Consider the following 25,461-nt stretch of genomic DNA (forward strand, 5'->3'; position numbering starts at 1 on the left):
GGAATGGAAACAACGCTGAATTTGGTCCTGCGAATCGCCCAGAGATTGCCTGTCACGCTGACGATTCTGCTGGCCTCTCTCCTGTTCGGCTTATTGCTCGGGTTGGTAATTGCGCTTGCCCGTATTCAGAAAAACAAATATCTGTATGGGCTTGCTACGATTTATTTATCTTTCATGCGGTGTACACCAACTATCGTTCAACTGTTTCTCGTCTATTACGGACTTCCGCAGCTGCTGAGTCTATTCGGTATTGATGTGAATAGCTGGAATAAAATGATTTTTGCTGTTATCACCTTTTCACTGCACAGTTCGGCGTTCTTCTCCGAGGTCATTCGCTCATCCTATCTGGCCGTAGGCAGCGGGCAGCAGGAGGCGGCATACAGCATCGGCATGACTTACGGGCAGTCGCTTAGACGGATCATTTTGCCCCAGGCATTTGGGATCGCGATTCCTAACTTGGGCAACAACGTCATCATTTTATTAAAAGAAACATCGCTGGCCTTTTCCATCGGCATCATTGACCTCATGGGTCAGGTGCAGATTATTCTGGGGAATAATTATGGCAAAAATACGTTTCAAGTGTATATCCTGGTTTCCCTGATCTACTGGATTATCAGCATTCTCATCGAGAGAGGGTTCCGGATCATGGAAAGAAACTATAAAAAAGGCCATATCAGTATTGCCGGATAAAGAGAAGGGAGGGGGCTGCTTTGGTTGAATTCAGTTTAGCTTTTGCCATCGAGAAATTCCCGGAGGTTTTGAAGGGCGTCCCTTCCATGCTGTTCGTCGCGATCATCTCGATGCTTCTGGGAACTTTGCTGGGCTCTGTTATTGCCTTGTGCCGCATATATAAAGTGCCTGTGTTGAATAAGGCGGGGGCCTTGTATGTCTCCTTCATACGCGGAACTCCCCTGCTGGTACAGCTCTACGTGGTCTTCTACGGTACGCCGCTGCTCGTTGATATTCTCAATGAAAAGTGGGGATGGCACATTCCGCTGCAGGATATGTCGCCACTAGCCATCGCGCTGCTTGCTTTCACGATTAATTCAGCGGCTTATCAGTCAGAAGTGATTCGCGGGGCGCTGAGCAACATCGAAATCGGCCAGATGGAGGCGGCACAGTCGATCGGCATGACGACGTCTCAGGCCCTGACGCGGATTATCGCGCCGCAGGCATTCGTTACGGCACTTCCCAATTTGGGCAATATTTTTATTAATTTAATCAAAGGGACTTCGCTGGCTTTTGCGATCAAAGTGATTGAGGTCATGGCTCAAGCGAAAATTGTGGCGGGCGATGGCTATCGCTATTTGGAAATGTATTTTGATGCGTCTATTATTTATTGGGTTATCTGCTGGGGCTGCGAGCGGTTATTCCGCTGGCTGGAGACCCGGTATAGCCGTCATGAGAAACGAATAACCGTATAAGCGGCAATAAAGCGAACCGTCTGAGATTCTTCTGTCTCGGTACGGTTTTTCGCGCTGTCCGGGGATGTTTGGTTTTTCAGAGGATAAGTTGGATAACATATGATATAATGGACGAGGTTTGTCGTACAATGACGCTAATTTTTGCAAAATACATAGAAAATGAAGCAATTTTAGGAGGAAATTATGGGGAAGTTATTTATTTGTGATCATCCGCTTATTCAGCATAAGCTTACCTATATTCGGGATGAGAATACGAAAACGAAGGATTTTAGAGAACTGGTTGATGAAGTTGCAACTTTAATGGTTTATGAGATTACGAGAAACCTGCCGCTTGAGCATGTACAAGTGAAAACGCCCGTAACCACGGCAGATTGCCGAATTATTTCGGGAAGAATGTTAGGTTTAATTCCGATTCTACGAGCTGGCCTAGGTATGGTTGATGGCGTCTTGAAGCTAATGCCTGCTGCCAAAGTGGGACATGTTGGCCTTTACCGTGATCCTGACACGCTTCAGCCTGTCGAGTATTATGTGAAGCTGCCTACGGATGTGCTGGAACGTGAGTTGATCGTCATTGATCCTATGTTGGCGACCGGCGGTTCGGCGAATATGGCTATTGAAGTGCTTAAGCGCAGAGGTTGTACGCAAATGAAGCTGATGTGTTTGATCGCTGCACCAGAAGGAATCAAGGCCGTTCAACAAGAGCATCCTGACGTGGATATCTATGTAGCAGCTGTTGATGACTATTTAAATGATCATGGCTATATTGTACCAGGGCTCGGAGACGCGGGAGATCGTCTGTTCGGCACGAAGTAATTTGGCAAAGCTGACGAAGTGAACTTTCTGGCAGAAAGCTCAGTCAAAGCTTACGGAGTGAGTTTTCGCACGCAAAGTTCAGCTAATGCTTACGAAGAAAGCTTTGCTGTGCAAAGCTCAGCCTATGCTTACGAAGAAAGCTTTCCTACGGAAAGCTCTAAGGGGAGAGAAAACCGATGAAACGTCTTAAAGTGATTACGATCTTCGGCACGAGACCCGAAGCGATTAAAATGGCTCCGCTGATTTTGGAGCTGGAGAAGCACCCTGAGCAGATTGAATCGCTTGTTTGCGTAACCGCACAGCATCGTCAAATGCTTGACCAAGTGCTGGAAATTTTCAAAATCACGCCTAACTTTGACCTCAATGTGATGAAGGATCGCCAAACGTTGAATGAGATTACAATGCGTGTGCTTCAAGGTTTGGAGCCGGTGTTTCAAGAGGCGAAGCCCGACTTGATTCTCGTGCACGGCGATACTTTGACTACGTTCCTAGCGAGCTATGCGGCGTTCATGCAGCAAATCCAAGTAGGACACGTAGAAGCGGGTCTTCGCACGTGGAACAAAATGTCGCCATACCCGGAGGAAATGAACCGTCAACTAACGGGCGTTTTGGCAGATCTTCATTTTGCGCCAACGCAGCAGTCCGCAGACAATCTGCGTAAGGAAAATAAATCCGAGTCGCAAATTTATGTGACCGGCAATACGGTAACGGATGTATTTAAATACACTGTTAAAGAGAACTTCAACCACCCAGTTCTGGAGTGGGCGGCAGGACGCAAGCTCATCTTGATGACGGCGCATCGCCGTGAAGCTCAAGGAGAGCCGCATCGCCAAATTTTCCGAGCTGTGAAGCGGATCGCTGATGAGTTCGACGATATTGCGATTGTTTATCCGGTGCATCCAAGCCCGGCGGTTAAAGAGCCTGCGCATGAGATTCTTGGGAATCACCCACGCATCAAGCTGGTAGAACCCTTTGACGCAAGTGAGTTCCATAACTTCTATCCGCATACCCATATGATCCTGACGGATTCGGGTGGGCTTCAAGAGGAAGCGCCGTCTTTTGGCGTGCCCGTTCTTGTTCTGCGTGATACCACAGAGCGTCCGGAAGGCATTCAAGCAGGCACGTTGGAGCTTGTCGGTACCGATGAGGAGAAAGTCTACGAGCGCGCTCGCGCCCTGCTGACGGACCCCGAATTGTACAGCAAAATGAGCCAAGCTGCCAATCCTTATGGGGATGGCAGAGCGTCCGAACGTATCGTCCAAGCGATTCTCCATCACTTCGGCAAGACCTCCGAACGGCCTGAAACATTCTAACCGTGACAAAATCATGACAAACGCTACAGCGTACAGTTCGACTGTTTGGTTTGGAAACTGGCAAACCCTAGAGCCGCAAGGCTCTGAGGGGTTTTGTGAAAAGTCACAAATGAAGTTCTGTCAATTGACAAACCTTGCATGGCTTCGATACAATGAATGAGGATTCGTAGCACGATGTCTACGAAGCGGGTTTTCCATGCGGAAAACGCTCAGGAGGGTGCGATGAAACGGCCAAATTCCAATGATAATCCATGGCGGGCAGTAGCCCTAACTAGTGCAATTGGCATCGACCTCGTAGTCTGTTTGGCAGCCGGGTATTTCTTCGGCGATTGGTTGAGTCACACGCTAGGGGGACAGCTCTGGTTGTTAGGCGGGTTCTTGCTTGGGCTTGTAACCGGAATCATTAGCATTTACTTCATGATAAAGCAGTACGGAGGGCTATAATGGATGACTTTTCAGCCACTCTGAAAACGGTTCAAAATGTGTTTCTTTTTTTCTTATCCTTTTGTTTGGCTGCATGGGCGCTTCTTGTCGATTACCGAGTTTACATTGCCGGGATCATGCTTGGATCTTTAGCGAGTATGGTGAACGCAAGGTATCTAGCATGGAAGATTAACAAGTTGGCAGCAGCTGCGATAGAGCAGAAGGGCCGCAAAGTGCCCCTTGGTTTTCTGACAAGAGCAGCAATTGCTGGTTTCGCAGGATTGGTTGCCGTCCGGTATCCAGAACACATCGCGCTACCCACGACGATCGTTGGATACTTTTTTGCTCAATTGGCAACACTCGTACTGGGTATTCTTTCTATTAGAAAGTCTAAGAAGTAATTCCACGATGTAACTTCAATGGATGAAAGGGGTGAAAATGGAAAATATGGAACATAAGGTACCAGAGTTTGAGTGGTTAGGTATTCATTTCGATGCATCGGCACTCATGATGATCGGGATTACCACAGTTATCGTGCTTATCCTAGCGATTGCAGGAGCTAGAAAAGCATCTGTAACGAATCCTTCGAAATTGCAAAATTTCATGGAATGGGCGATTGAGTTTGTAGAGGGCATTATTGGAAGCACAATCGGTTCCAAGCATGGCAAAGGCTTTATTGCACTTGGTCTTACGCTTATCATGTACATCTTTATCGGCAACATGCTCGGCCTTCCTTTCTCGATTGTGACGGAAGATCATGTGTCATGGTGGAAGTCACCGACAGCTGATATCGCTGTAACAGGAGCGCTAACGGTTATCGTTATCGTACTAAGTCACTTCTTAGGGATCACACGTAACACGAAGCATTATTTCGCGCATTACTTTGAGTTCAAAGGGGCAATGTTGATCCTTCATTTAATTGAAGTTGTATCCAAGCCGCTTACACTCGCGTTCCGTCTTTACGGTAATATCTATGCAGGTGAAATCATGATATCTGTCATCATGGGATTAGGCGCGGTGGGTATTGTGCCTCTCGTTGCATGGCAGGGCTTTAGTGTGTTCGTTGGTGCAATCCAAGCCTTCGTATTCACGATGCTGACTATGGTTTATATCTCGCAAACGTTGATTCACGAAGAAAAGCATTAAGTATTAGACTTACCTCGGGAAGTCTCGAGTCACTTATAAAACAAAACAAACTTATCAGTTTAGAGGAGGATTTTATCAATGGGAGCAATAGCATTAGTAGCAGCAGGTATCGTATTCGGTTTGGGAGCACTAGGTGCAGGTATTGGTAACGGTTTGATCGTAGGTCGTGCATTGGAAGGTATTTCCCGTCAACCAGAACTTCGTGGTACGCTTCAAACAACAATGTTTATCGGGGTAGGTCTAGTAGAGGCAATGCCAGTCGTTGCATTAGTTCTTGCATTCTTGTTCATGGCAAAAGCTTAAGAAATAATCGTTTGGCGTTGATGGCTATAGTTGCCACCACGCCTTCGTTTTGCCTACGTTATCAGAAGGGAGTGACGTTACTTGCATATTGAATGGTCCACTTTTTTTATACAAATTATCGCGTTTTTGATTCTGTATGTGTTGCTTTCCAAATTTGCGTTCGGTCCTCTGTTTGGCATGATGGAGAAACGCAGACAATTGGTGAAAGATCAAATTCAAACAGCTGAAGCGAGCCGCAAGCAAGCTGATCAATTGTTAGAGGAACAAAAGCAAGCGCTGCAACAAACTCGTAAGGAAGCTTACGATATCATTGAGCAAGCGAAGCATACAGGTTCCAAACAAGCTGATGATATTATTCATGCTGCTAGCGCAGAAGCTAACCGTCTGAAAGACGAAGCATTGAAAGATATCGAAAATGAGAAGAACAAAGCGGTTGCCGCTCTTCGCAGCCAAGTTGGCGCGATGTCCGTTCTAATCGCATCCAAAATTATTGAGAAACAAATCGATGAGAAGTCACAAGAAGAACTGGTTGAGCATTACCTCAAAGAGGTAGGAGGCAACGTATGAGTGACATCGTCGTAGCGAAGCGTTATGCCAAAGCTTTATTCGAAGTAGCGAAGGAACAAGGTATCATTTCCCAAGTTGAAGAAGAGCTGAAATCTGTAGCTAGTGCGATTAGGGACAATGCAGACTTGCAGAAGTTCCTGAACCATCCGAACATCGGGACTTCCGCGAAAACGGACCTGCTAAAGCAGATTTTCGAAGGCAAAGTTTCCGAACCGGTGTGGAACACGCTGCTGGTCTTGATTGATAAAGGAAGACAATCGATTCTTTCAGCTTTACTTAACGACTACGTTAAGGTAGCCAATGAAGCACTAGGACAAGCGAGTGCTGTTGTTTACTCCGCTATTGCGTTAACGGATGCTCAAAAAGCTGAGATTGCTTCACATTTTAGCAAAGTAACAGGTAAAACGATTCGTGTTTCGAATGAAGTCGAGCCGAAATTGCTCGGTGGCGTTCAAGTGCGCATCGGTGATCGTTTATATGATGGAAGCTTGGCAGGCAAGTTGGATCGTTTGGCCAAAGCGTTAGTTTAACACAAGCACTGTAAGAATAGGGGTGAAGTTCGTTGAGTATCAAACCTGAAGAAATCAGCTCATTGATTAAACAACAGATTGCAAACTATAATTCCGATATCCAAGTGGTTGATGTAGGTACAGTCATTCAAGTTGGTGATGGTATCGCTCGTGCTCACGGCTTGGAAAGCGTAATGGCAGGCGAGCTGCTTGAGTTTCCAAGTGGCGTTCTGGGCTACGCGTTTAACCTGGAAGAAAGCAACGTAGGTATCGTTATTCTCGGACCTTACAAAGATATTCGTGAAGGCGACCAAGTAAAACGTACGGGCCGCATCATGGAAATCCCAGTAGGCGACGCGCTTCTCGGCCGTGTAGTTAACCCACTGGGTCAACCTGTCGATGGCAGAGGACCAATCGAAACAACTGGATTCCGTCCAATCGAATCCCCAGCACCAGGCGTTATGGCCCGTAAATCGGTACATGAGCCAATGCAAACAGGGATCAAAGCGATTGACGCGATGGTACCAGTTGGCCGTGGACAACGTGAGTTGCTCATCGGTGACCGTCAAACAGGTAAAACAGCGATCGCAATCGATGCGATCATCAACCAAAAAGGCAACGGCGTTAAATGTATCTACGTTGCAATTGGTCAAAAACAATCCACGGTTGTAGGCGTTGTTGAAACACTTCGTCACGCTGGCGCTTTGGATTACACAATCGTAGTAACAGCTTCTGCTTCCGAGCCTTCACCAATGCTTTGGTTGGCTCCATACGCAGGTTGCGCAATGGGCGAGTACTTCATGTACAAAGGCGAGCACGTGTTGATCGTCTATGATGACTTGTCCAAACAAGCAGCTGCTTACCGTGAGTTGTCCCTCTTGCTTCGTCGTCCACCGGGTCGTGAAGCTTATCCAGGGGATGTTTTCTACTTGCACTCCCGTCTTCTAGAGCGTGCTGCGAAATTGAATGATGAGCTAGGTGGCGGTTCCATGACGGCACTTCCTTTCATTGAAACACAAGCAGGCGATATCTCGGCCTACATTCCTACGAACGTAATTTCGATTACGGACGGACAAATCTTCTTAGAATCCGACCTGTTCTACTCCGGTCAGCGTCCAGCGGTTAACGTTGGTAACTCTGTATCCCGTGTAGGGGGCTCTGCACAAACGAAAGCGATGAAAAAAGTTGCCGGTACACTTCGTGTTGACTTGGCACAATATCGTGAGCTTGCTGCATTTGCTGCATTCGGATCTGATTTGGATAAAGCTACTCAATCGCGTTTGGACCGTGGTGTTCGTACGCTTGAAATTTTGAAACAAGGTGTTCACCAACCGATGTCTTTGGAAAAGCAAGTTGCTTCCCTTTACACGGTTGTTAAAGGACATGTGGATGATCTTCCTGTTCAAGACGTAACGCGTTTTGAAGGTCAATTCTTGGCTTACTTGGAATCGAACCGTCCAGAAATTCTGCACAGCATTCGCGATACGAAGGACATCACTCCGGATAACGATAAAGCGCTAGTAGAAGCTATTGTTCAATTCAAAAAGAGCTTCGCAGCTTCTGTATAAATCATGATGGCAGAGCTTCATGTAACGTGAAGCTCTACCTCCCATGTTAATCCTGGGCAGGCTGATCGCCTGAATTCAGGTCTTCGAATGAAGGCTTTTCTAAGCCTCAAAAGAGAGGTGAGCAGGTATGGCAAAAGGAATGCGCGAGATTAAGCGCCAAATCAAGTCCACACAAAGCACGAAACAAATTACGAGAGCGATGGAAATGGTCTCTGCAGCGAATTTGAGACGAGCGCAACGTTCTGCGGAAGCAGCGCGTCCTTACTCAGACAAGTTGAAAGAAGTCGTTCAAAGTATCGCAGCTGGAAGCAAAGGGATCAAACACCCGATGTTACAGACACGCGAAGTGAAGAAGACGGGCTATTTAGTAATCACCTCGGATCGTGGATTGGCTGGAGGATACAACGCTAACGTGTTGCGGAAGGTCATGACCGAGATTCGTGAAAACCATAAATCAACAGCTGAATATTCGATTTTCGTAATCGGACGTAAAGGCAGTAACTACTTCCACAAACGCAACATGCCAGTTGTAGAAGAAGTAACAGGTGTTCCGGATTCACCGAAATTCGCGGATATCAAGTCTGTCGCTTCAGCAGCAGTAAAAAACTTCGAAAACGGAACGTATGACCAGTTGTTCTTGGTATATAACCAATTCAAAAATGCGATCACCCAAATTCCAACGATGATCCGCCTGCTTCCTATGGAGGAAGTTACTGGCGCGGCTGCTGCTAGTTATGAGTATGAGCCATCACCAGAAGGCGTACTGGAAGTATTGCTGCCTAAATATGCTGAAACGCTTATTTACAGCGCTGTATTGGAAGGTAAAGCAAGTGAGTTCGGTGCGAGAATGACTGCGATGAATTCCGCTACGAAGAATGCAACGAAAATGATCAGCGGTTACACATTAGCTTACAACCGTGCGCGTCAAGCTTCGATTACCCAAGAAATTTCGGAAATCGTTGCTGGGGCGAACGCGAACGCATAACAATAAAGCTTCTACGGAGGCAAAGCTTTTCTTAGGAGGGAAACCATGAGCAAAGGGCGCGTTGTAACAATTACAGGGCCAGTCGTCGACATTGAGTTCGAACGCGGACAACTCCCTGAAATCTTGAATGCCATCAAGATTGAAAAAAATGATAATGGCGTACTATCCACAATGACAGTCGAAGCAGCTGTTCACCTTGGTGACAACCTGGTTCGTTGTATCGCAATGTCCTCAACTGACGGACTTGTGCGTGGAGCAGTAGCTACAGATACAAAAGCTGCAATTACTGTACCAGTTGGAGCAGCAACACTAGGTCGCGTGTTTAACGTATTGGGAGATCCAATCGATGGAATCGAAGAAGTTGACCGTACATTAACAAGCGGCATTCACAAAGAAGCTCCAGCTTTCGACAACTTGTCAACAAAAGCAGAGATTCTTGAAACAGGAATCAAAGTTATTGACCTCATGGCTCCTTATGTTAAGGGTGGTAAAATCGGTCTCTTCGGCGGCGCGGGTGTAGGTAAAACCGTAACCATGCAAGAGCTGATCCACAACATTGCACAAGAGCATGGCGGTATCTCCGTTTTCGCAGGCGTTGGTGAGCGTACTCGTGAAGGTAATGACCTTTACCACGAGATGAAAGACTCCGGCGTTATCGCAAAAACAGCGATGGTATTCGGTCAAATGAACGAGCCTCCAGGCGCACGTCTTCGCGTAGCTTTGTCCGGTTTGACAATGGCTGAGTACTTCCGTGATGAAGAAGGCAAAGACGTTCTACTTTTCATCGATAACATCTTCCGCTTTACACAAGCAGGTTCTGAGGTTTCCGCATTGCTGGGTCGTATGCCATCAGCAGTAGGTTACCAACCAACTCTGGCAACAGAGATGGGGCAACTGCAAGAGCGTATTACGTCCACGAAAAAAGGTTCCGTTACTTCCATTCAAGCGATTTACGTTCCTGCCGATGACTACACGGATCCGGCTCCAGCAACGGCTTTCGCTCACTTGGACGCAACAACGAACTTGGAGCGTAGTATTGCAGCAGCAGGTATTTTCCCTGCGGTAGATCCACTTGCTTCTTCTTCCCGTATCTTGACGCCAGAAACACTTGGCGAAGATCACTATAGAACAGCACAAGGCGTTAAACAAATTCTTCAACGTTACAAAGAGCTTCTGGATATTATCGCGATCTTGGGTATGGATGAGTTGTCCGATGAGGACAAATTGACTGTACACCGTGCGCGTCGTCTTCGCTTGTTCTTGTCTCAGCCGCTTCACGTTGCTGAGCCGTTCAACGGTTTCCCAGGTCTTTATGTACCATTGAAAGAAACAGTGCGCAGCTTCAAAGAAATCCTTGAAGGTAAGCACGACAACCTTCCTGAAGTGGCTTTCCACAACGTGGGAACGATCGAGGACGCTATCGAGAAAGCAAAAACACTGTAAGTTTGGCATAACGCCAACGCAGTAATGCTTACGAAGCCAGTTTTGCCTAGCAAAACTCTAAGGGAGGAGAATCCAAGTGAGTACATTCCTACTGGAAATTGTTACCCCGGAGCGCAAAGTGTACGCTGAACAAGCGAGCATGATTAGCGTGAAGGGTGTCGAAGGGGAGCTTGGAATTCTGCCGAATCACATTCCACTGGTCACTCCATTGAAAATTGCGCCGATTACTGTGAAGAAACAGGGCTCTAAAGACGAAATCATCGCGGTTAACGGCGGTTTCATGGAAGTGCGCAAGGATAAGGTGGTTATATTGGCGGAAAGCGCCGAGCTGCCAGAACAAATTGATATCGATCGCGCGAAAGCTGCGAAAGAGCGTGCGGAGAAACGCCTTGCTGAAACGAAGCAAGATAACGTTGACTTCAAACGTGCGGAAGCTTCTTTGCAAAGAGCAGTGAACCGTATCAGTGTGTCCGGGAAATAAATAGATGTTTGACGAAAAGCGGGGGAACTTTGGTTCCTCCGCTTTTTTGTTTTAGATCCTTGGAGTTGGACAAATTCCGACAATCGCGGTTAAACCTAGCTAGCGATGATTAAGTTCTTCTGGCATTATGCTGAAAGGCAAAAGGACTGCCTCAAGGTGCATTGCCCTTGAAAGACAGTCCTTTGCCCCGATGAGGGAATTCAACATTTAAACGTGATGCCAAGCCGTAGGTTGTCCTGTTTTGGGACAGGATGGGAACGTATCACCGATCTTAAGCTCAATTTTTTGCCCATCGGCGTCTTGATAGTAGCCAGCTTCAGTTACTTTATCGCCTGTTTTATGTTGATGATTCGCATGTCGCCATGTGGTTTCCTTGCCCGAGACTGGGCAATTAGGAAATTCATCACCGTGTGATAATTGAAGCGTTTTGCCTGCTGCACAAACGTATTTTCCTGTTTCCTCAACTTTTTCATTCGTCCGATGTAGATCAGTAGCTGTTTTCATGTGAAATCATCCTCCCTTTCATCAATTCATGGCTTTGTGGAGGTTGTCCTCCATTTTTCCACTGCATAGTATTACCCACCTATCCCGATTACTAACCATCTCCGATAAGGTCGTGAGTATTTCAGGATAGATTTGGGAAATCTACGTTCTAAGCCTGAATATGTGACGTTTGGAATTAGCCATCGACGCCTAAAAGGCTTTTTGATATAATATTGAAGGTGAATATTTCCAAATGGAATAGTAGATGTAAGTCAAGCAAATCAGAATGGAGGCGGTTACATTCAAATGATGTATACAAATAACTATGTAATCGTAGCGGTATTTCTAGGGTTGGGTATTTTCCTTCCCATAGCAGCGCTGACGATAGGCAAATGGTTAAGACCGAGTAAACCCGTCGAAGAGAAGTACACGACGTATGAGAGTGGAAACGAACCTGTAGGTGAGGGACAAATTCGGTTTAATATTCGCTATTATTTGTTTGCTTTGATGTTTGTCATCTTTGATGTGGAGACCGTATTTCTGTATCCGTGGGCAGTCGCTTTTAATCAGCTTGGACTTTTTGCTTTAGTGGAAATGTGTATTTTTGTAGCCTTGCTTGCCATAGGATTAATATACGCTTGGAAGAAGAAGGTGCTGCAATGGACTTCAGTCTAGAGTCGATATCTCCCGAGGAACGGGAAGAGTTAAACCGCAATGTCTTTATGACAACACTGGAGCAAGTGAAGGCGTGGGCTCGCAGTAATTCGCTTTGGCCACTAACGTTTGGCCTGGCCTGTTGTGCCATTGAAATGATGGGAACAGGCGGGTCTCATTATGATTTGGATCGATTCGGAGTCATCTTCCGTACGTCTCCCCGGCAATCGGATGTCATGATTGTAGCAGGGACGGTTACGAAGAAAATGGCTCCTTTGCTGCGCCGTCTTTATGAACAAATGCCCGAGCCCAAGTGGGTTATTGCTATGGGATCCTGCGCGACAGCGGGCGGGCCGTACGTGAAATCGTATTCTGTTGTAAAAGGCGTCGATCAAATCGTGCCTGTGGATGTGTATATTCCTGGTTGTCCGCCGAATCCAGCTGCACTTATTTATGGCATCAATAAGCTTCAGGAGAAAATTCGCTATGAAGCGAAGACTGGGAAGCAGGTGACCAATCGATGAGCGATGAGAAGAAGCCGGAAGGGAAGGTCGAGCCTAAGGCTGACCAAACTCCTGCTGAGGAAGCTAAACAGAAGAATGAATCGCCGCTGGAGAAAGCAGCGGATGAAATAGGCGAGCTTACGCCAGAAGCGAGCTCTCACGAGACTCCGCTTAGCGCGGACGTGCAAGCAGCTGTTGATCGCGCGGCGGAGAATCAGGCTGCTGATCCTGCTGCGCAAACGACGAGTGAGCCAAGCGACGCGCCTGCGGCCGAGCTTGCCGAGCGCGCGCCAATCGCTGACGCAGCGAACAGCAGCGAAGCTGCGCAGACGACCGATACGGCGTCTGATGCGCCGAAGAGCGACGACGCAGCGCAAGCAGCGGAACCTGCTGCGGAGGTCAAGGCCAGCGACGCTGCGGCTGAGCGCGCCGCGGCGAGAGCCGCCCGCCTCGCAGCGCGGGCGGCCGCCGAGCCGACGGGCGAGCCCGCGTCGGCCGCAACGGCAACCCCTGCGCCTGCCGCCGCAGGGGACGACGAGAAGGCGGCCAAAGCCCAGGCCGCCGCAGAAGCCCGCGCCGCGCGAGCAAGCGCACGCGCGAAGACCGAATCGGCGGAGCCTGATGCGCCGAAAGTGCCTTCACCGAACCAGCCGCTGCTGGACCGGCTGGTCGCGATCTTGAAGGCCGACGTTGGCGAAGACGCCGTCGTCGACGCTTTCATCAACGAAAGGGACGCGCATCGTCCTTACGTGGTCATTCACAGCTCGCGCTGGCCGCAGGCCGCGTTGACGCTGAGGGATCACGAAGAGCTGCGCTGCGACTACTTGCGCAATCTCTCCGGTGTGGATCAAGAAACGCACCTCGAGGTGGCGTATCATCTGCTTTCCCTCACACACAAGCAAGAATACTGTGTGAAAGTGAAAACAGACCGGGAGCAGCCAAGCATTCCGTCCGTTGCCCTTACATGGCCTACCGCTGATTGGAATGAGCGGGAAGTGTACGATCTACTGGGGATTGATTTCCCTGGACATCCCAACTTAGTACGCATCATGATGCCTGACGATTGGGTCGGCCATCCGCTGCGCAAAGATTACGAACCGCTCGACCCGGAGGTGTAGCATTTGTTACGGACAGAAGAGCTCCTGTTAAATGTTGGTCCTCAGCATCCAAGTACGCATGGGGTTTTCCGCGTCATTGTGAAGCTGGATGGAGAAATAATCAAAGAAGCTATACCCGTCATGGGCTATCTACATAGAGGAACTGAGAAGCTTGCAGAGAATCTCAGCTACACACAAATTATTCCATACACAGACCGCATGGACTATGTTTCGGCCATGACCACCAACTATGTGCTGGTGAATGCCGTGGAGAAAATGATGCAGCTTGAAGTACCGGAGCGCGCAGAGTTCCTTCGTCTGATCGTCATGGAGCTTCAGCGTATTGCCTCTCACATGGTGTGGTGGGGAACTTATCTGCTCGACATTGGAGCCATGAGCCCATTCCTTTACGCCTTCCGAGATCGTGAGATCATCATCGATCTGTTCAATGAGCTTTGTGGAGCGCGTCTGACCTACAACTACATGCGCGTAGGCGGTGTGAAGTGGGACGCTCCGGAAGGTTGGATCGAGAAAGTTAAGAAATTTATCCCGTATATGTACGGTAAATTAGAAGAATATCACACTCTGGTCACAGGGAATGAAATTTTCCTCTCCCGGATCAAGGGAGTAGGCAAGTATGATGCGGCTACAGCCATTGCATACGGCCTTAGCGGCGCGAACTTGCGATGTACTGGTGTAGACTGGGATATCCGCAAAACGCAGCCCTACAGCCTGTACAGCCGCTTCCAGTTCGATGTGCCAGTTCGCAGCGGCGGTGATTGCTACGATCGTTATTTGCTGCGTATGGAGGAAGTGAAGCAATCGCTTCGCATTCTGGAGCAAGCTGTGGAGCAATTTCCGGAGCAAGGCGAAACTATGGGCAAAGTTCCCAGAGTGATTCGTCCGCCAGAAGGGGAAGTCTACTCCGCCATTGAGTCTCCACGTGGAGAAATTGGCTGCTATATTATTTCCAGAGGGAAGCAAGAGCCTTTCCGTTTGAAATTCCGCAGACCTTCTTTTGTGAATCTGCAAATTTTGCCCAAGCTGCTGGTGGGTGAGACGATGACCAATCTGATTACGATTCTGGGCGGCATTGATATTGTCGTTGGGGAGGTGGATGCCTAATGGTCAATTTACTGGAAGAGAGTCTAACGTGGACGAACTTCTTCGTTTTCCTATTCTGGGGCGTGGTCATGCTGATGCTCGTTCTAGGCTTCGTTACGTATGCGATTTACTTTGAGCGCAAGGTGATTGGCTGGATGCAGATGCGGATCGGACCCAACCGAACGGGCCCCTTTGGGCTTTTGCAGAGTGTTGCGGACGTATTCAAGCTGTTGATCAAGGAAGATACGATTCCCAAGAAGGCGGAGCGCGAGCTCTTCATTCTGGCACCAATTATTACGTTTATCCCTTCGTTCACGATTATTGCTACGATTCCGTTCTCGGATCGGATGTTTAACGCGAATTTAAATGTCGGCTTGCTCTTTTACGTGGCCCTTACGGGAATTTCTACAATCGGTATTATCCTCGGAGGCTGGGCATCCAATAACAAATACGCGCTGCTAGGCGGTATGCGTTCTGCGGCCCAAATGATTAGCTACGAGGTTCCGCTGGTTATTTCCGTTATTGGCGTCATCATGATGACAGGCAGTCTAAATCTGCATACCATCGTTGATCATCAATCCGGCGGTTTCTGGCATTGGAATTTCATTCCTCAGATCTTAGGCTTTATCATCTTTGCGATTGCCGGTGTATCTGAGCTGAATCGTACGCCTTTTGATCTGCCGGAAGCGGAATCCGAGCTTGTTGCCGGTTATCACGTGGAATACAGCGGTTTCCGTTTTGCTTTCTTTATGCTATCGGAGTATGTCTATGTGTTCGTTATTGCTTCTTTGACAAGCTTAATTTTCCTAGGCGGCTGGCATGCGCCGTTCCCTTTCCTTGATTTCATTCCAGGGATTATCTGGTTCTTGCTGAAATTCTCCTTCATCGTGTTCTTCCTGTTCTGGCTGCGCGCGACGCTGCCACGGGTACGGGTTGACCAATTGATGGGGTTCGGCTGGAAAGTGCTGCTGCCATTAGCACTGGCTAATATGCTGATTACAGCGATCATTATGACCATTACCAAATAAATCTTTGGCTTGCGGAATCTAGTAGGCTTTCGAAGTCAGTTTTGCTAAAGCGAAACTCGAAGGAGGGAAATGAATGAAGGGCATAATGAAAGGTTTAGGCGTAACGTTCAAAAGTATGACGCAGAAAAAAATAACGTACGCATACCCTGACGTCCCGCTCAAAATGCCGGATCGCTTTCGCGGTATTCAATATTTTGATCCAGAGAAATGTATTGTGTGCAATCAATGTGCGCGCGTTTGCCCAACAGAATGTATTACTTTGACGGGGAAAGCGAACCCAGACCCTGAGAAGAAGGGGAAGGTTATTGATACGTATGACATCAACTTCGAAATTTGCATTTTGTGCGATCTGTGCACAGAGGTTTGTCCGACGGAAGCGATTGTCATGACGAACAATTTTGAGTTGAGCTCCTACAGTCGAGATGATTTGTTCAAAAACATGCAGTGGTTAAGTCAAAATACGCAAAATATTCGCCAGGAGAACAATTCGGCCATGCCAAAAGGGGGGGCCAAGAAAGATGTTTAACGGAATTGGGGATTTCTTATCCAGCGGTTCAAGTTGGGCGTTCTTCATCTTCGCATTGCTCGCTATTGGCGGGGCTATCTTCATGATTTCTTTTACCAAGGTTGTCCATATGGTCATTGCCGTCGCTCTTACGTTCATCAGCTTGGCAGGCTTGTATGTCATTCTTGAAGCTGAGTTTGTTGCCTTCGTACAGGTATTGATCTATGCCGGTGCGATCTCCATTCTGATGATTTTCGGTATTATGATGACGAAGCACAGGCAAGGGGAAGAAGAGGAGCCTAGACGTCCTTGGCAGGAAGGCTTAGCCATAGTAGGGGCGCTGGCGTTGTTCGGAGTCCTGTTTTATGCCATCCAAAAGACGACTTTCGTCTCTTCCGGCACGCTGGAAGCTGGCAAAGACAATACGTTGGAAATCGGGAAGCTGCTGTATAACGAGCATGTTATTCCATTCGAAATTATGTCCGTACTGCTCACGGTAGCCTTCATCGGTGCCATTGTAGTCGCGAAAAGAGAGGAGGATTAAGCTATGGGCACAATTATTACTCCCTACCTCACCTTGGCTGCAATCCTGTTCTGTATTGGTTTGTACGGAGCATTATCGAAGAAAAATGGGGTTATTGTTCTGCTCTCCATCGAGCTTATGCTCAATGCGGTGAATTTGAACTTGATCGCCTTCTCGAAGCTTGGTGACCACCCGGCATTAACGGGGCAGATTTTCTCGCTGTTCAACATTACGATTGCAGCTGCTGAGGCGGCTGTGGGCATTGCGATTCTAATTACGATTTATCGCAATAAAGGGACAGTCGATGTAACGGATTTGGATTCTATGAAGCGCTAGGAGGCTAACAAGGATATGGTATCGGACTATTCACAGTACGCCTGGCTCATTCCGTTGTTTCCGCTGCTTGCTTTTCTAGCGCTTACGGCTATGGGACGTCAATTGAAAGATCTTGGGATTTATATCAGCATTTTTGCGATGCTCGCTTCCTTTATCGTCGCTTTGCTGATTTTCGTTGAACGCATTGGCGGCAACGTGGAGGATTACACGTACAATAAGCTGCAGTGGCTGCAAGTCGGCGATTTCACGCTGAAAATGGGGTTTGAAGTCAACAATTTGAATGCCCTGATGCTCGTTATTGTTACACTTGTAGCGCTGCTCGTGAATATTTATTCCAAGGGTTATATGAAAGGCGACGAGCGGATTCACGTGTTTTTTGGCTACATCGCTTTGTTTTCCTTCTCCATGCTGGGTCTTGTTATTTCGGAAAATATGCTAGAGCTGTACTTCTTCTGGGAGCTTGTAGGGGTTTGTTCCTTCCTGCTCGTTGGATTTTGGTACTACAAGCCGGAGGCTAAGGCTGCTGCCAAAAAGGCATTCATCGTTACCCGCATCGGGGACGTTGGCCTATTCATCGGAATTCTGCTGCTGTTCTGGTACATGCCAGGGCATGCGCTCGATTTCACATCGATTCATAATGCGTTTACTTCGGGTAAAATTGACCCGGCCATCATTACATGGATTGCCATTATGATCTTCATCGGAGCGATGGGGAAATCAGGGCAATTCCCGCTGCATACATGGCTTCCTGACGCGATGGAAGGGCCGACGCCGATCAGTGCGCTGATCCATGCGGCTACAATGGTTGCAGCTGGGGTGTACCTCGTAGCGCGCACCTTTGATATTTTCCAAGCATCACCGGATGCTCTGATGGTTGTAGCTTATGTGGGCGGATTCACAGCCATCTTTGCGGCCACGATCGGGATTGCCCAGAATGATATCAAACGCATCTTGGCTTACTCCACGGTGAGTCAGCTTGGTTATATGATGATGGCGCTTGGGATTGGTGTTTCGTTCACCTCCGGCATGTTCCATCTGTTCACACACGCGTTCTTCAAAGCCCTGCTCTTCTTGGGCGCAGGCAGCGTGATTCACGCTGTACATACGCAGGATATTAATGAAATGGGCGGATTATCCCGCAAAATGAAGATTACGACATGGACGTTCGCTATCGGAACGTTGGCGCTATCAGGAATTTTCCCATTCGCCGGATTCTGGTCGAAGGATATGATTCTGACAGAAGCTTATGAGCACAATCAGCTTCTCTTCTGGGTGGGTGTCATTGCAGCCTTCTTCACAGCCTTCTACATGTCCCGTCTGTTCTTCCTTGTATTCTTGGGTTCCCCTAGAGGGAAAGCCAAGGTTGCCGACGAGCACGATGATCATGGACATGAGCCTCACGAATCTCCGGCGTCCATGACGACACCGCTGATTATTCTAGCTGTGCTTGCCGTTGTGGCAGGCTTTGTCAATACACCATTCAATGAATGGCTTGGACACTGGCTGACAGGACAGCAGCATGATGAAAAAGCGAACTGGATAGTTATTATTTTATCTACATTGGCAGGTTTGCTCGGTATTGGACTTGGGTACTTAATTTACCTCAAGCGGACGATTCCGCGCGATGTCGTTTCCAGCAGAATGCCATGGCTGTACACACTTCTCAATCGCAAATATTTTGTAGATGAAATATATGATGGAGTCATTGTTAAACCGCTTCGTGGTCTAGGATGGGTTCTTGAGCTGATTGATGTGTATGTCATTGACGGTATTGTGCGGTTGGTCGCCTTCGCTGTCGTCAGTCTGGGCCGCCTTGGTTCCCGTCTCCAAAATGGTCAACTGCAGACCTACGGTGTCATCATGATTCTGGGAATGCTGATCTTGGCTCTCGCCATTGCAGGAAGGAGGTTCATCCATGCTGGCTAGCCTACCCATTTTAAGCTTGATTGCCTTTTCTCCGCTGCTCGGTGTTCTGGTGCTGCTCTTCATTCGCGGCGACCGGGGTCGTTTGATTAAAACGATCGGTATTGTCACTACCTTGATCCCGTTGATCTTGGCGGCATGGCTGTACGTTGATTACAATTATCAAGGAGATCCGCTGCAGTACAAAGAACAGCTCAGCTGGATCAAAGTTCCGCTCAACCATGAGGGGTTAAGTGAGCAAATTACTTCCTATTTCTTCGAGTTCAAATATTCACTGGCGGTGGATGGGATCTCACTGCCGCTTATTTTTCTGACAGCTTTTGTCTCTTCCATGGCGGCACTGGCTTCGGTGTATATCAAAAAACGTTGGAAAACGTTCTATATTCTTTTCCTGCTGCTTGAGACAGGTATGTTCGGCGTGTTCATGTCACAAGATCTGTTCTTGTTCTTCCTTTTCTTCGAAGTGACGCTGGTGCCGATGTTCTTCTTGATCGGAATTTGGGGTTACATGAATCGGGAGCAGGCTGCGAATCGGTTTCTGCTGTACAACGGACTAGGTTCAGCGATTATGTTGATTGCGTTCCTCATTCTCGTCAGCACAGCCGGATTCAATCAAATGCCTACGCAGACAGAGGGCATCATTTACTACAGCGGTGATATTCACACCATCGCGAATAATTTGCTGCAGGACCCTGCCTCCTATGTGAATCAAGAGGGCACGCCATTCTTCCTGAGTCAGACCATGAAATGGACCGTCTTCATCATGCTGCTGGTGGCTTTCGGCATCAAGCTGCCGATCTTCCCTTTCCATACGTGGATGCTCAAAGTACATACGGAGGCTCCGCCTTCAATTGTTATGATTCACTCAGGGATTTTGCTGAAAATGGGGGCGTATGGCCTCATCCGGTTCGGGATTCTGTTCTTCCCGGCGGAAGCCAAGCAGATGGCCTGGTTGCTTGCGCTCCTAGGGGTCATCAACATCCTTTACGGCGCGATTCTCGCAATGGTCCAGAAGGACTTCAAGCTCGTCCTAGCGTACTCGAGTATCAGCCATATGGGCATTGTTCTGCTCGGACTCGCGGCCTTCAACATATCCGGCTTGCAGGGAGCCGTCTTCCAACTGATCTCCCACGGCCTGATATCGGCCTTGATGTTCTTGCTCGTCGGCAGTATCTACGAGCGCACGGAAACGACAGAGCTTAGTCGCTTGGGCGGTCTCGCCAGCAACATCCCTTTCATCAGCGGGATTCTGCTGATTGCGGGCATGGCCTCGCTCGGATTGCCGGGCTTATCCGGCTTCATCAGTGAATTCCTGGCGTTTCTCGGAATTTTCGAAACGCACCGCGTGTACGCCATCATCGGTACACTGGGCATCATTTTCACCGCGGTCTACGTGCTGCGCGGGGTGTTGAACATCACGTTCGGCCCGAAACAGCCGACCTTGCAGCTGCAAGGCATGCGCGACGCCCGGTTAATCGAGGCGGTGCCGATGATTGCCCTGGTAGCGTTCATCCTCTTGCTCGGGGTATATCCAAGCGTGCTGAGTCAGCCGCTCCAGCAAACGATAGGCAGCTTTGATCAACTGATCCAAAGCGTAGCCGGGAAGATAGGAGGTTAGACCAGTGGAACAGCTTCGACTTCATGCTAACGATTTAGTGCATCTGCTCCCTGAGCTTTCGCTGGTTGTCACCGCGATCATCCTGTCTCTCTTGGATTTAATTCTGCCGAATAGGATGAATCGCTCCATCATCGGATGGTTGACGCTGGTCGGTATCGCGGTTTCTGCGGTATTCGTTATTCTTCAGTTGAATCCGGCAGAACCCTTTTCACTGCTCAATCAGAGCTATCGTGTAGATGATTTCTCAAATCTGCTTAAATTATTTACGTTAACGGGCACTGGTCTTATCGTCTTGATGAGCCTGAGCTTCGTCAAAGAAGATGCGATCCCGCATGTCGGGGAATATTACTACTTCTACCTGCCTGCTGCGCTTGGTGCCATGATTATGTCATCCTCAGGTGACTTGATTACGTTGTATGTAGGGTTAGAACTGCTTAGCATCACCTCTTACTTGATGGTTGCTATGAAGAAGAAAGATGCGCAGTCCAACGAAGGGGCCTTTAAGTACTTGGTTATGGGGGGGATATCCTCCGCCATTATCCTGTATGGGATGTCCTTCTTATACGGAATGACGGGTTCCAGCAACTTAATGGAGATTGGCATTGCACTTCCATCCCTTGTGGCTTCTTATGAGCCGCTGCTTTATGTATCATTTTTCCTGCTGCTGGCTGGTTTTGGTTTCAAAATCGCAGCAGCGCCGTTCCACAGCTGGGCGCCGGATGTGTATCAAGGCGCTCCGACGCCGGTGTCAGCCTTCCTGGCTGTCGTCTCCAAGGCTGCCGGCTTTGCTATCCTTTTCCGAGTATTCTACGTATTGTTCGGATTTAGCAGCTTTGAAGGAACCAGCATCCAGTCCGATGTGTTCCTAGCCATTTCCGTAATGGCCGCCATCGCGATGGTGACCGGTAACTTCATTGCCCTGAAGCAAACAAACATGAAAAGATTGTTGGCTTACTCTGGGATCGCCAATGCCGGGTATTTGCTAGTTCCGATTGGAACATACTTCTCCGGTACGCATTACGCGAACTTTTCTGAATTTATTTTTTACCTGATCGCGTACTTGTTTATGAACATTGGTGCTTTCGCCGTGTTGATGATTATGGAGCAGGCAGAGGGACATACGGAAGCCAAGGGCTTTGGCGGGATGTATTACCGGGCTCCCTTAACCGCCGTTGCCATGGTTTTAATCATACTTTCCTTGGCGGGTATCCCTGTTTCGGGCGGATTCTTCGGAAAGCTCTATATCATCTTGGGAACGATGCAGACCAAGCAATATTGGCTCGGGTCTCTGATGATTCTGACCAGCGTAGTCTCTCTGTATTACTATTTCGGCATCGTGCGCCAAATGTTCATGCGCAGCGACTATGAGCCTGCTGAAGTCAAGGTTTCGGTCCCGCTCGGCATAACCGTATGGTTATGTGCGCTTGTTGGCTTGGCTTTGGGCTTTGTGCCGCATATCGTGCTGAAGGGTATTGAATCCATCTTCACATTGACGAAGGATTTTATAATTAAATAAGTGTTTGTCATATGGCCTTCCCCTAACAAGAAATAGGGGGAGGTTTTTTCGTTTACAGAACATCCATGATCTACATGAAAAATTATTTCCAAAAATCTGAACTTTTTGCGACGAAAAACCGTTATATGTATCGAGAAGGCGGGTAATGTGGTATAGATAGAGAAGGAAAAAACCATTAAGAGATAAAGGACCTGTGATGACATGAAATTAAAGCGGCACCTATGGTTCATTTTCCTAATGATGCTCACCTTGGAACTCACAGGGATGGCAATCAAAGTAGAGGCAGCCTACCCCCTATCGACGGATCCCATGAGGGTTAAACAAACCTATCTGGATATGATTCATATCGATCAAGCATGGGCTGCAGCAGGGGATAACCGAACACCGATTGTTGTCGCTGTCGTTGATACAGGTGTTGATCTTACACATCCTGATCTTGTAGGAAATTTGGTGGAAGGCGTGAATTTGCTTCAGCCCTCCAAGAAGCCATATGATGATAATGGACATGGAACGAACGTAGCTGGCATCATTGCGGCTTCATTCAATAACGATAAAGGGATTGCTGGCATTGCACCCAATGCGAAGATTATGCCAATAAAAGCGCTGGAAGCCGACGGCACGGGCGGCGAGGCGAAGCTGGGTGAAGGCATTAAATACGCGGTAGATCACGGAGCGAAGATTGTTGTTCTCTCCCTAGGGCTGAATAAATATTCGGACTACTTGGCAGGAGTCGTGCAGTATGCGGAGGATCACAATGTGCTATTGGTTGCCGCTGTCGGTAATGAAGGCACGAGTGTGAAATACCCGGCGGCGTATCCAACGGTTCTGGCTGTTGGAGGTGTCAATGCGAATAAGCAAGCAGATTCCCGTTCCAATTATGGGCCTGAGCTGGATCTGGTTGCGCCCTGGGATGTGTATACCACCGCGCTTGGAGGCGGTTATCAGTATCAAGACGGAAGCTCGATGTCAGCGCCACAGGTAGCTGGAGCGGCTGCCTTGGTCTGGGGGAAGTATCCCGGAATGAGCGCGTACCAAGTTCGTTCACAGTTGGAGCAGACAGCCGAGGACCTCGGTCCGGCGGGTTGGGACGAGAAGACAGGGTACGGCCTTTTGCAAGTGGACCTGGCACTGACACAGCCCTACAAAGAAAATCGCTTTGAGCCTAACAACACTAAGAATCTAGCTGCCAAGCTCTCAATAAATACGGCTGTTAAGGCTGTACTGTCCTCGGGACAGGATGAGGTTTGGTTCGCTCTTGATGCGGCTTATGACGGATTTATTGAAGTATCGCTTCATAATTCGGATAGCGCTGGGATCCGTGTGCGTTTTGACTCCGGAGAAACATTCATCTCGAATAGCAGTACGGATAAGAGTAAGCCTTTCCGAGTAGCTGTGACGAAGGGCCGCACCTATGTTCAGCTTCAGACTGTCGACCGTACCACCAAAACAGCGATTTATTACTCGCTCTTAACGGATTTTGTGATTTACAAGGATCCCTTTGAGGATAATGATAAACAGTACAAAGCTTTTGCTTTGCCCGAACGCAGCCAAACGATTCGCGGCACTTTTGATAAAAAAGATGATCTCGATTGGTTCGTGATTAATCTGGAGCATTCGGGTACGATGCGCGTTAAGTTGTCTGTCGATACCGGACGGATTGATCCCATGCTGCTCATTCAGAAGGAAGGCGAGAAATCGATTACGATTGATCAGGGTGGAGATGGGGCCACCGAGATCAGCCCACTAATGGATGTGTTTCCCGGGCAGTATTATATTCGTGTCAGCAATGTGAAAGACTATTCTAGACCGATTACAGGAGAATACACGTTAGATATTGAATATACACCTAAGCTAATTGATCCGAATGAGCCGAATGATAAATCGTATCAAGCCACATTTGCCGCAATGAATTCGGTCTATGAAGGTTTGATTCACTCGAATGATGACGTCGATTGGTTCGAATTCCGCATGACGAAAGACGGTTTAGCCCAAATACGGTTAACGAACATTCCGACATCGCGTATCATGTACGCCAGGTTGTACGACAGTTCCTTGAAGGAACAAGGCTTCTACCGGAATGAGTCAGGTTCTGATCAATTGTTCATCGAGAAGACGCTTAATGCGGGGACTTATTATATTAAGCTTCAAGCAAACCAATGGTTTATGAGTCAAATGTATCGGTTAAAGATAAATAGCTATGCACTCATAAGCGGCTTTGCCGATATCGAGGGGCACTGGGCGCAGGCGGCAATCAGCCAGCTAGCCGAACAAGGTGTCATTAGCGGCTATGGAAACTACCGATTTGCTCCAAATCAGCCGATTACTCGCGCGGAGGCGGCGACCGTAATAACACGTGCTTTGAAGCTGACTAAGCGGAAGGAAGTAAGCTTCGGTGATATGAATAGTTCGCACTGGGCTTATGACTATGTAGCTAAGGCTGTTCAAGCAGGGATTGTAACAGGTTACCCGAATGGCACCTTTGGACCAGACCGTACCCTTACACGTATGGAAATGACACAGATGTTGGCCAGCAGCATGAATATGACAGGGAAGAAGCGGGGCAATTCGCCTTTTACCGATGTGGATGATTCCTACTGGGGAATTGGCATTCTGAAGCAAATGTCGGCTGATGGATGGGTGGCTGGCTACGCAGATGGTACCTTCCATCCCGATGAGCAAGCCACCCGCGCTGAATTCGTTACCCTGCTTGCCAAAGTAGTAAATCGATAATTTAGACAAAGGAGAGGCCTATGGGAGAAACAGATAAATGGAATGAAGCGGCCAAGTATGCTTCAATGATGAATATGGTCGACATTGTTGTCTATATTCTGTGTATAGGTTTAGCTTGGTGGGCACTGCAGGCATTCCGTTTCGATGTCCTGCTCAAAAGGCCGAAGGCCGCTCAAGCGATTATGCTTCAAATCCTGCTTTCCATTGGACTTGGGCATCTTGTTGCCAGTTTTTTCATTCAATATTTGGGTTTATCCATGGGCTTCGGGAAGATGTTTTAATTAGATTTTTCGAATAATGCGTTAATTAGTTGTCAACAATGGTAATAGAACGGATCGAAAACCGGGATCCTATTCGAACTCTATGTAGGTGCTTGCGAATACCAAAAGAACACAGTTGTAACAGTATGGGTTGAAATGATAAACTTAGGAAATGTGCAAAACCTTGTAATTTAAAATAAGTGCGC

Annotated in this window: 28 protein-coding genes; 27 read left to right on the forward strand and 1 reads right to left on the reverse strand. The window is 48.1% G+C overall.

What is annotated here, in order from left to right:
- Positions 1 to 3: 3 nt before the first annotated feature.
- The 14 genes from BC351_RS27300 to BC351_RS27365 all read left to right on the forward strand — a co-directional run bounded on the left by BC351_RS27300 (position 4) and on the right by BC351_RS27365 (position 10,975).
- Positions 4 to 690, forward strand: coding sequence for an amino acid ABC transporter permease (locus BC351_RS27300; RefSeq protein ID WP_079416975.1), 687 nt, complete (start codon positions 4 to 6; stop codon positions 688 to 690).
- A gap of 20 nt (positions 691 to 710) precedes the next feature.
- Positions 711 to 1,424, forward strand: coding sequence for an amino acid ABC transporter permease (locus tag BC351_RS27305; protein ID WP_244209195.1), 714 nt, complete (start codon positions 711 to 713; stop codon positions 1,422 to 1,424).
- Between the two features lie 183 nt (positions 1,425 to 1,607).
- Positions 1,608 to 2,237 (forward strand): uracil phosphoribosyltransferase, encoded by a 630-nt coding sequence (gene upp, locus BC351_RS27310; RefSeq protein WP_079416976.1) that lies wholly within the window; start codon positions 1,608 to 1,610, stop codon positions 2,235 to 2,237.
- Between the two features lie 176 nt (positions 2,238 to 2,413).
- Positions 2,414 to 3,550, forward strand: a complete 1,137-nt coding sequence (gene wecB / locus BC351_RS27315) for a non-hydrolyzing UDP-N-acetylglucosamine 2-epimerase (protein ID WP_079416978.1) — start codon at positions 2,414 to 2,416, stop codon at positions 3,548 to 3,550.
- A gap of 222 nt (positions 3,551 to 3,772) precedes the next feature.
- Positions 3,773 to 3,994 carry an AtpZ/AtpI family protein gene (locus BC351_RS27320; protein ID WP_079417054.1) on the forward strand — a complete coding sequence of 74 codons (222 nt, stop codon included), beginning with the start codon at positions 3,773 to 3,775 and terminating at the stop codon, positions 3,992 to 3,994.
- Positions 3,994 to 4,374 (forward strand): ATP synthase subunit I, encoded by a 381-nt coding sequence (locus tag BC351_RS27325; RefSeq protein WP_079416979.1) that lies wholly within the window; start codon positions 3,994 to 3,996, stop codon positions 4,372 to 4,374. The genes BC351_RS27320 and BC351_RS27325 overlap by 1 nt, the downstream gene beginning before the upstream one ends.
- A gap of 46 nt (positions 4,375 to 4,420) precedes the next feature.
- Positions 4,421 to 5,119 carry a F0F1 ATP synthase subunit A gene (atpB, locus tag BC351_RS27330; protein ID WP_079417056.1) on the forward strand — a complete coding sequence of 233 codons (699 nt, stop codon included), beginning with the start codon at positions 4,421 to 4,423 and terminating at the stop codon, positions 5,117 to 5,119.
- A 78-nt stretch (positions 5,120 to 5,197) separates the two neighbouring features.
- Entirely contained in the window at positions 5,198 to 5,422 is a 225-nt protein-coding gene (gene atpE, locus BC351_RS27335) for a F0F1 ATP synthase subunit C (RefSeq protein ID WP_056835757.1), read from the forward strand.
- 81 nt (positions 5,423 to 5,503) lie between these two features.
- Positions 5,504 to 5,989 (forward strand): F0F1 ATP synthase subunit B, encoded by a 486-nt coding sequence (gene atpF / locus BC351_RS27340; protein ID WP_079416981.1) that lies wholly within the window; start codon positions 5,504 to 5,506, stop codon positions 5,987 to 5,989.
- Positions 5,986 to 6,519 (forward strand): F0F1 ATP synthase subunit delta, encoded by a 534-nt coding sequence (locus BC351_RS27345; RefSeq protein WP_079416982.1) that lies wholly within the window; start codon positions 5,986 to 5,988, stop codon positions 6,517 to 6,519. Before atpF ends, BC351_RS27345 begins: the two co-directional genes overlap by 4 nt.
- Before the next feature lie 32 nt (positions 6,520 to 6,551).
- Positions 6,552 to 8,066: a F0F1 ATP synthase subunit alpha gene (gene atpA, locus BC351_RS27350; RefSeq protein WP_079416984.1), complete on the forward strand. Its 1,515-nt coding sequence runs from the start codon at positions 6,552 to 6,554 to the stop codon at positions 8,064 to 8,066.
- Between the two features lie 127 nt (positions 8,067 to 8,193).
- Positions 8,194 to 9,051, forward strand: a complete 858-nt coding sequence (gene atpG, locus BC351_RS27355) for an ATP synthase F1 subunit gamma (RefSeq protein WP_079416986.1) — start codon at positions 8,194 to 8,196, stop codon at positions 9,049 to 9,051.
- Positions 9,052 to 9,096: 45 nt separating this feature from the next.
- Positions 9,097 to 10,494 (forward strand): F0F1 ATP synthase subunit beta, encoded by a 1,398-nt coding sequence (gene atpD / locus BC351_RS27360; protein ID WP_065854487.1) that lies wholly within the window; start codon positions 9,097 to 9,099, stop codon positions 10,492 to 10,494.
- 76 nt (positions 10,495 to 10,570) lie between these two features.
- The gene (locus BC351_RS27365) at positions 10,571 to 10,975 is read left to right on the forward strand and encodes a F0F1 ATP synthase subunit epsilon (protein ID WP_079416988.1); all 405 of its coding nucleotides are present in this window, start codon (positions 10,571 to 10,573) and stop codon (positions 10,973 to 10,975) included.
- Positions 10,976 to 11,182: 207 nt separating this feature from the next.
- Here the strand turns inward: BC351_RS27365 and BC351_RS27370 are convergent, their stop codons facing one another.
- Positions 11,183 to 11,479 carry a hypothetical protein gene (locus BC351_RS27370; protein ID WP_079416989.1) on the reverse strand — a complete coding sequence of 99 codons (297 nt, stop codon included), beginning with the start codon at positions 11,477 to 11,479 and terminating at the stop codon, positions 11,183 to 11,185.
- Positions 11,480 to 11,767: 288 nt separating this feature from the next.
- On the opposite strand from BC351_RS27370, the gene BC351_RS27375 reads away from it, so the two are divergent.
- From BC351_RS27375 to BC351_RS27435, 13 genes are all read left to right on the forward strand, one after another.
- Positions 11,768 to 12,133, forward strand: coding sequence for an NADH-quinone oxidoreductase subunit A (locus BC351_RS27375; RefSeq protein ID WP_079417058.1), 366 nt, complete (start codon positions 11,768 to 11,770; stop codon positions 12,131 to 12,133).
- The gene (locus BC351_RS27380; RefSeq protein WP_029195655.1) at positions 12,118 to 12,636 is read left to right on the forward strand and encodes a NuoB/complex I 20 kDa subunit family protein; all 519 of its coding nucleotides are present in this window, start codon (positions 12,118 to 12,120) and stop codon (positions 12,634 to 12,636) included. The genes BC351_RS27375 and BC351_RS27380 overlap by 16 nt, the downstream gene beginning before the upstream one ends.
- On the forward strand, positions 12,633 to 13,733 hold the full coding sequence (locus BC351_RS27385; protein ID WP_079416991.1) for an NADH-quinone oxidoreductase subunit C: 1,101 nt from the start codon (positions 12,633 to 12,635) through the stop codon (positions 13,731 to 13,733). The genes BC351_RS27380 and BC351_RS27385 overlap by 4 nt, the downstream gene beginning before the upstream one ends.
- Before the next feature lie 3 nt (positions 13,734 to 13,736).
- The gene (locus BC351_RS27390; RefSeq protein ID WP_079416992.1) at positions 13,737 to 14,837 is read left to right on the forward strand and encodes an NADH-quinone oxidoreductase subunit D; all 1,101 of its coding nucleotides are present in this window, start codon (positions 13,737 to 13,739) and stop codon (positions 14,835 to 14,837) included.
- The gene (gene nuoH / locus BC351_RS27395; protein ID WP_079416994.1) at positions 14,837 to 15,844 is read left to right on the forward strand and encodes an NADH-quinone oxidoreductase subunit NuoH; all 1,008 of its coding nucleotides are present in this window, start codon (positions 14,837 to 14,839) and stop codon (positions 15,842 to 15,844) included. The genes BC351_RS27390 and nuoH overlap by 1 nt, the downstream gene beginning before the upstream one ends.
- 73 nt (positions 15,845 to 15,917) lie before the next feature.
- Positions 15,918 to 16,370, forward strand: a complete 453-nt coding sequence (nuoI, locus tag BC351_RS27400; protein ID WP_079416996.1) for an NADH-quinone oxidoreductase subunit NuoI — start codon at positions 15,918 to 15,920, stop codon at positions 16,368 to 16,370.
- Complete coding sequence (locus tag BC351_RS27405; protein WP_079416998.1) at positions 16,363 to 16,893, forward strand: NADH-quinone oxidoreductase subunit J; 531 nt, start codon at positions 16,363 to 16,365, stop codon at positions 16,891 to 16,893. Before nuoI ends, BC351_RS27405 begins: the two co-directional genes overlap by 8 nt.
- Positions 16,894 to 16,896: 3 nt before the next feature.
- Complete coding sequence (gene nuoK, locus BC351_RS27410; RefSeq protein WP_079417000.1) at positions 16,897 to 17,208, forward strand: NADH-quinone oxidoreductase subunit NuoK; 312 nt, start codon at positions 16,897 to 16,899, stop codon at positions 17,206 to 17,208.
- A gap of 15 nt (positions 17,209 to 17,223) precedes the next feature.
- Positions 17,224 to 19,134 (forward strand): NADH-quinone oxidoreductase subunit L, encoded by a 1,911-nt coding sequence (gene nuoL / locus BC351_RS27415; protein ID WP_079417002.1) that lies wholly within the window; start codon positions 17,224 to 17,226, stop codon positions 19,132 to 19,134.
- On the forward strand, positions 19,124 to 20,749 hold the full coding sequence (locus BC351_RS27420) for a complex I subunit 4 family protein (protein WP_079417004.1): 1,626 nt from the start codon (positions 19,124 to 19,126) through the stop codon (positions 20,747 to 20,749). Before nuoL ends, BC351_RS27420 begins: the two co-directional genes overlap by 11 nt.
- 4 nt (positions 20,750 to 20,753) lie before the next feature.
- Complete coding sequence (locus tag BC351_RS27425) at positions 20,754 to 22,265, forward strand: NADH-quinone oxidoreductase subunit N (RefSeq protein ID WP_079417006.1); 1,512 nt, start codon at positions 20,754 to 20,756, stop codon at positions 22,263 to 22,265.
- A 201-nt stretch (positions 22,266 to 22,466) separates the two neighbouring features.
- Positions 22,467 to 24,995: a S8 family peptidase gene (locus BC351_RS27430; RefSeq protein WP_079417008.1), complete on the forward strand. Its 2,529-nt coding sequence runs from the start codon at positions 22,467 to 22,469 to the stop codon at positions 24,993 to 24,995.
- A gap of 20 nt (positions 24,996 to 25,015) precedes the next feature.
- Positions 25,016 to 25,276, forward strand: a complete 261-nt coding sequence (locus BC351_RS27435) for a DUF1146 family protein (RefSeq protein WP_244209196.1) — start codon at positions 25,016 to 25,018, stop codon at positions 25,274 to 25,276.
- The last annotated feature ends 185 nt before the right edge of the window (positions 25,277 to 25,461 follow it).

The organism is Paenibacillus ferrarius (genome assembly GCF_002027705.1).
Lineage (GTDB): Bacteria > Bacillota > Bacilli > Paenibacillales > NBRC-103111 > Paenibacillus_E > Paenibacillus_E ferrarius.

Excerpts from the sequence above, each read along its gene's own strand:
- BC351_RS27300 (WP_079416975.1), top strand. The coding sequence starts at position 4 with ATGGAAACAACGCTGAATTTGGTCCTGCGAATCGCCCAGAGATTGCCT.
- upp (WP_079416976.1), top strand. The coding sequence starts at position 1,608 with ATGGGGAAGTTATTTATTTGTGATCATCCGCTTATTCAGCATAAGCTT.
- wecB (WP_079416978.1), top strand. The coding sequence starts at position 2,414 with ATGAAACGTCTTAAAGTGATTACGATCTTCGGCACGAGACCCGAAGCG.
- BC351_RS27320 (WP_079417054.1), top strand. The coding sequence starts at position 3,773 with ATGAAACGGCCAAATTCCAATGATAATCCATGGCGGGCAGTAGCCCTA.
- BC351_RS27325 (WP_079416979.1), top strand. The coding sequence starts at position 3,994 with ATGGATGACTTTTCAGCCACTCTGAAAACGGTTCAAAATGTGTTTCTT.
- atpB (WP_079417056.1), top strand. The coding sequence starts at position 4,421 with ATGGAACATAAGGTACCAGAGTTTGAGTGGTTAGGTATTCATTTCGAT.
- atpE (WP_056835757.1), top strand. The coding sequence starts at position 5,198 with ATGGGAGCAATAGCATTAGTAGCAGCAGGTATCGTATTCGGTTTGGGA.
- BC351_RS27345 (WP_079416982.1), top strand. The coding sequence starts at position 5,986 with ATGAGTGACATCGTCGTAGCGAAGCGTTATGCCAAAGCTTTATTCGAA.
- atpG (WP_079416986.1), top strand. The coding sequence starts at position 8,194 with ATGGCAAAAGGAATGCGCGAGATTAAGCGCCAAATCAAGTCCACACAA.
- atpD (WP_065854487.1), top strand. The coding sequence starts at position 9,097 with ATGAGCAAAGGGCGCGTTGTAACAATTACAGGGCCAGTCGTCGACATT.
- BC351_RS27370 (WP_079416989.1), bottom strand. The coding sequence starts at position 11,479 with ATGAAAACAGCTACTGATCTACATCGGACGAATGAAAAAGTTGAGGAA.
- BC351_RS27375 (WP_079417058.1), top strand. The coding sequence starts at position 11,768 with ATGTATACAAATAACTATGTAATCGTAGCGGTATTTCTAGGGTTGGGT.
- BC351_RS27380 (WP_029195655.1), top strand. The coding sequence starts at position 12,118 with ATGGACTTCAGTCTAGAGTCGATATCTCCCGAGGAACGGGAAGAGTTA.
- BC351_RS27385 (WP_079416991.1), top strand. The coding sequence starts at position 12,633 with ATGAGCGATGAGAAGAAGCCGGAAGGGAAGGTCGAGCCTAAGGCTGAC.
- nuoH (WP_079416994.1), top strand. The coding sequence starts at position 14,837 with ATGGTCAATTTACTGGAAGAGAGTCTAACGTGGACGAACTTCTTCGTT.
- nuoI (WP_079416996.1), top strand. The coding sequence starts at position 15,918 with ATGAAGGGCATAATGAAAGGTTTAGGCGTAACGTTCAAAAGTATGACG.
- BC351_RS27405 (WP_079416998.1), top strand. The coding sequence starts at position 16,363 with ATGTTTAACGGAATTGGGGATTTCTTATCCAGCGGTTCAAGTTGGGCG.
- nuoK (WP_079417000.1), top strand. The coding sequence starts at position 16,897 with ATGGGCACAATTATTACTCCCTACCTCACCTTGGCTGCAATCCTGTTC.
- nuoL (WP_079417002.1), top strand. The coding sequence starts at position 17,224 with ATGGTATCGGACTATTCACAGTACGCCTGGCTCATTCCGTTGTTTCCG.
- BC351_RS27420 (WP_079417004.1), top strand. The coding sequence starts at position 19,124 with ATGCTGGCTAGCCTACCCATTTTAAGCTTGATTGCCTTTTCTCCGCTG.
- BC351_RS27430 (WP_079417008.1), top strand. The coding sequence starts at position 22,467 with ATGAAATTAAAGCGGCACCTATGGTTCATTTTCCTAATGATGCTCACC.
- BC351_RS27435 (WP_244209196.1), top strand. The coding sequence starts at position 25,016 with ATGGGAGAAACAGATAAATGGAATGAAGCGGCCAAGTATGCTTCAATG.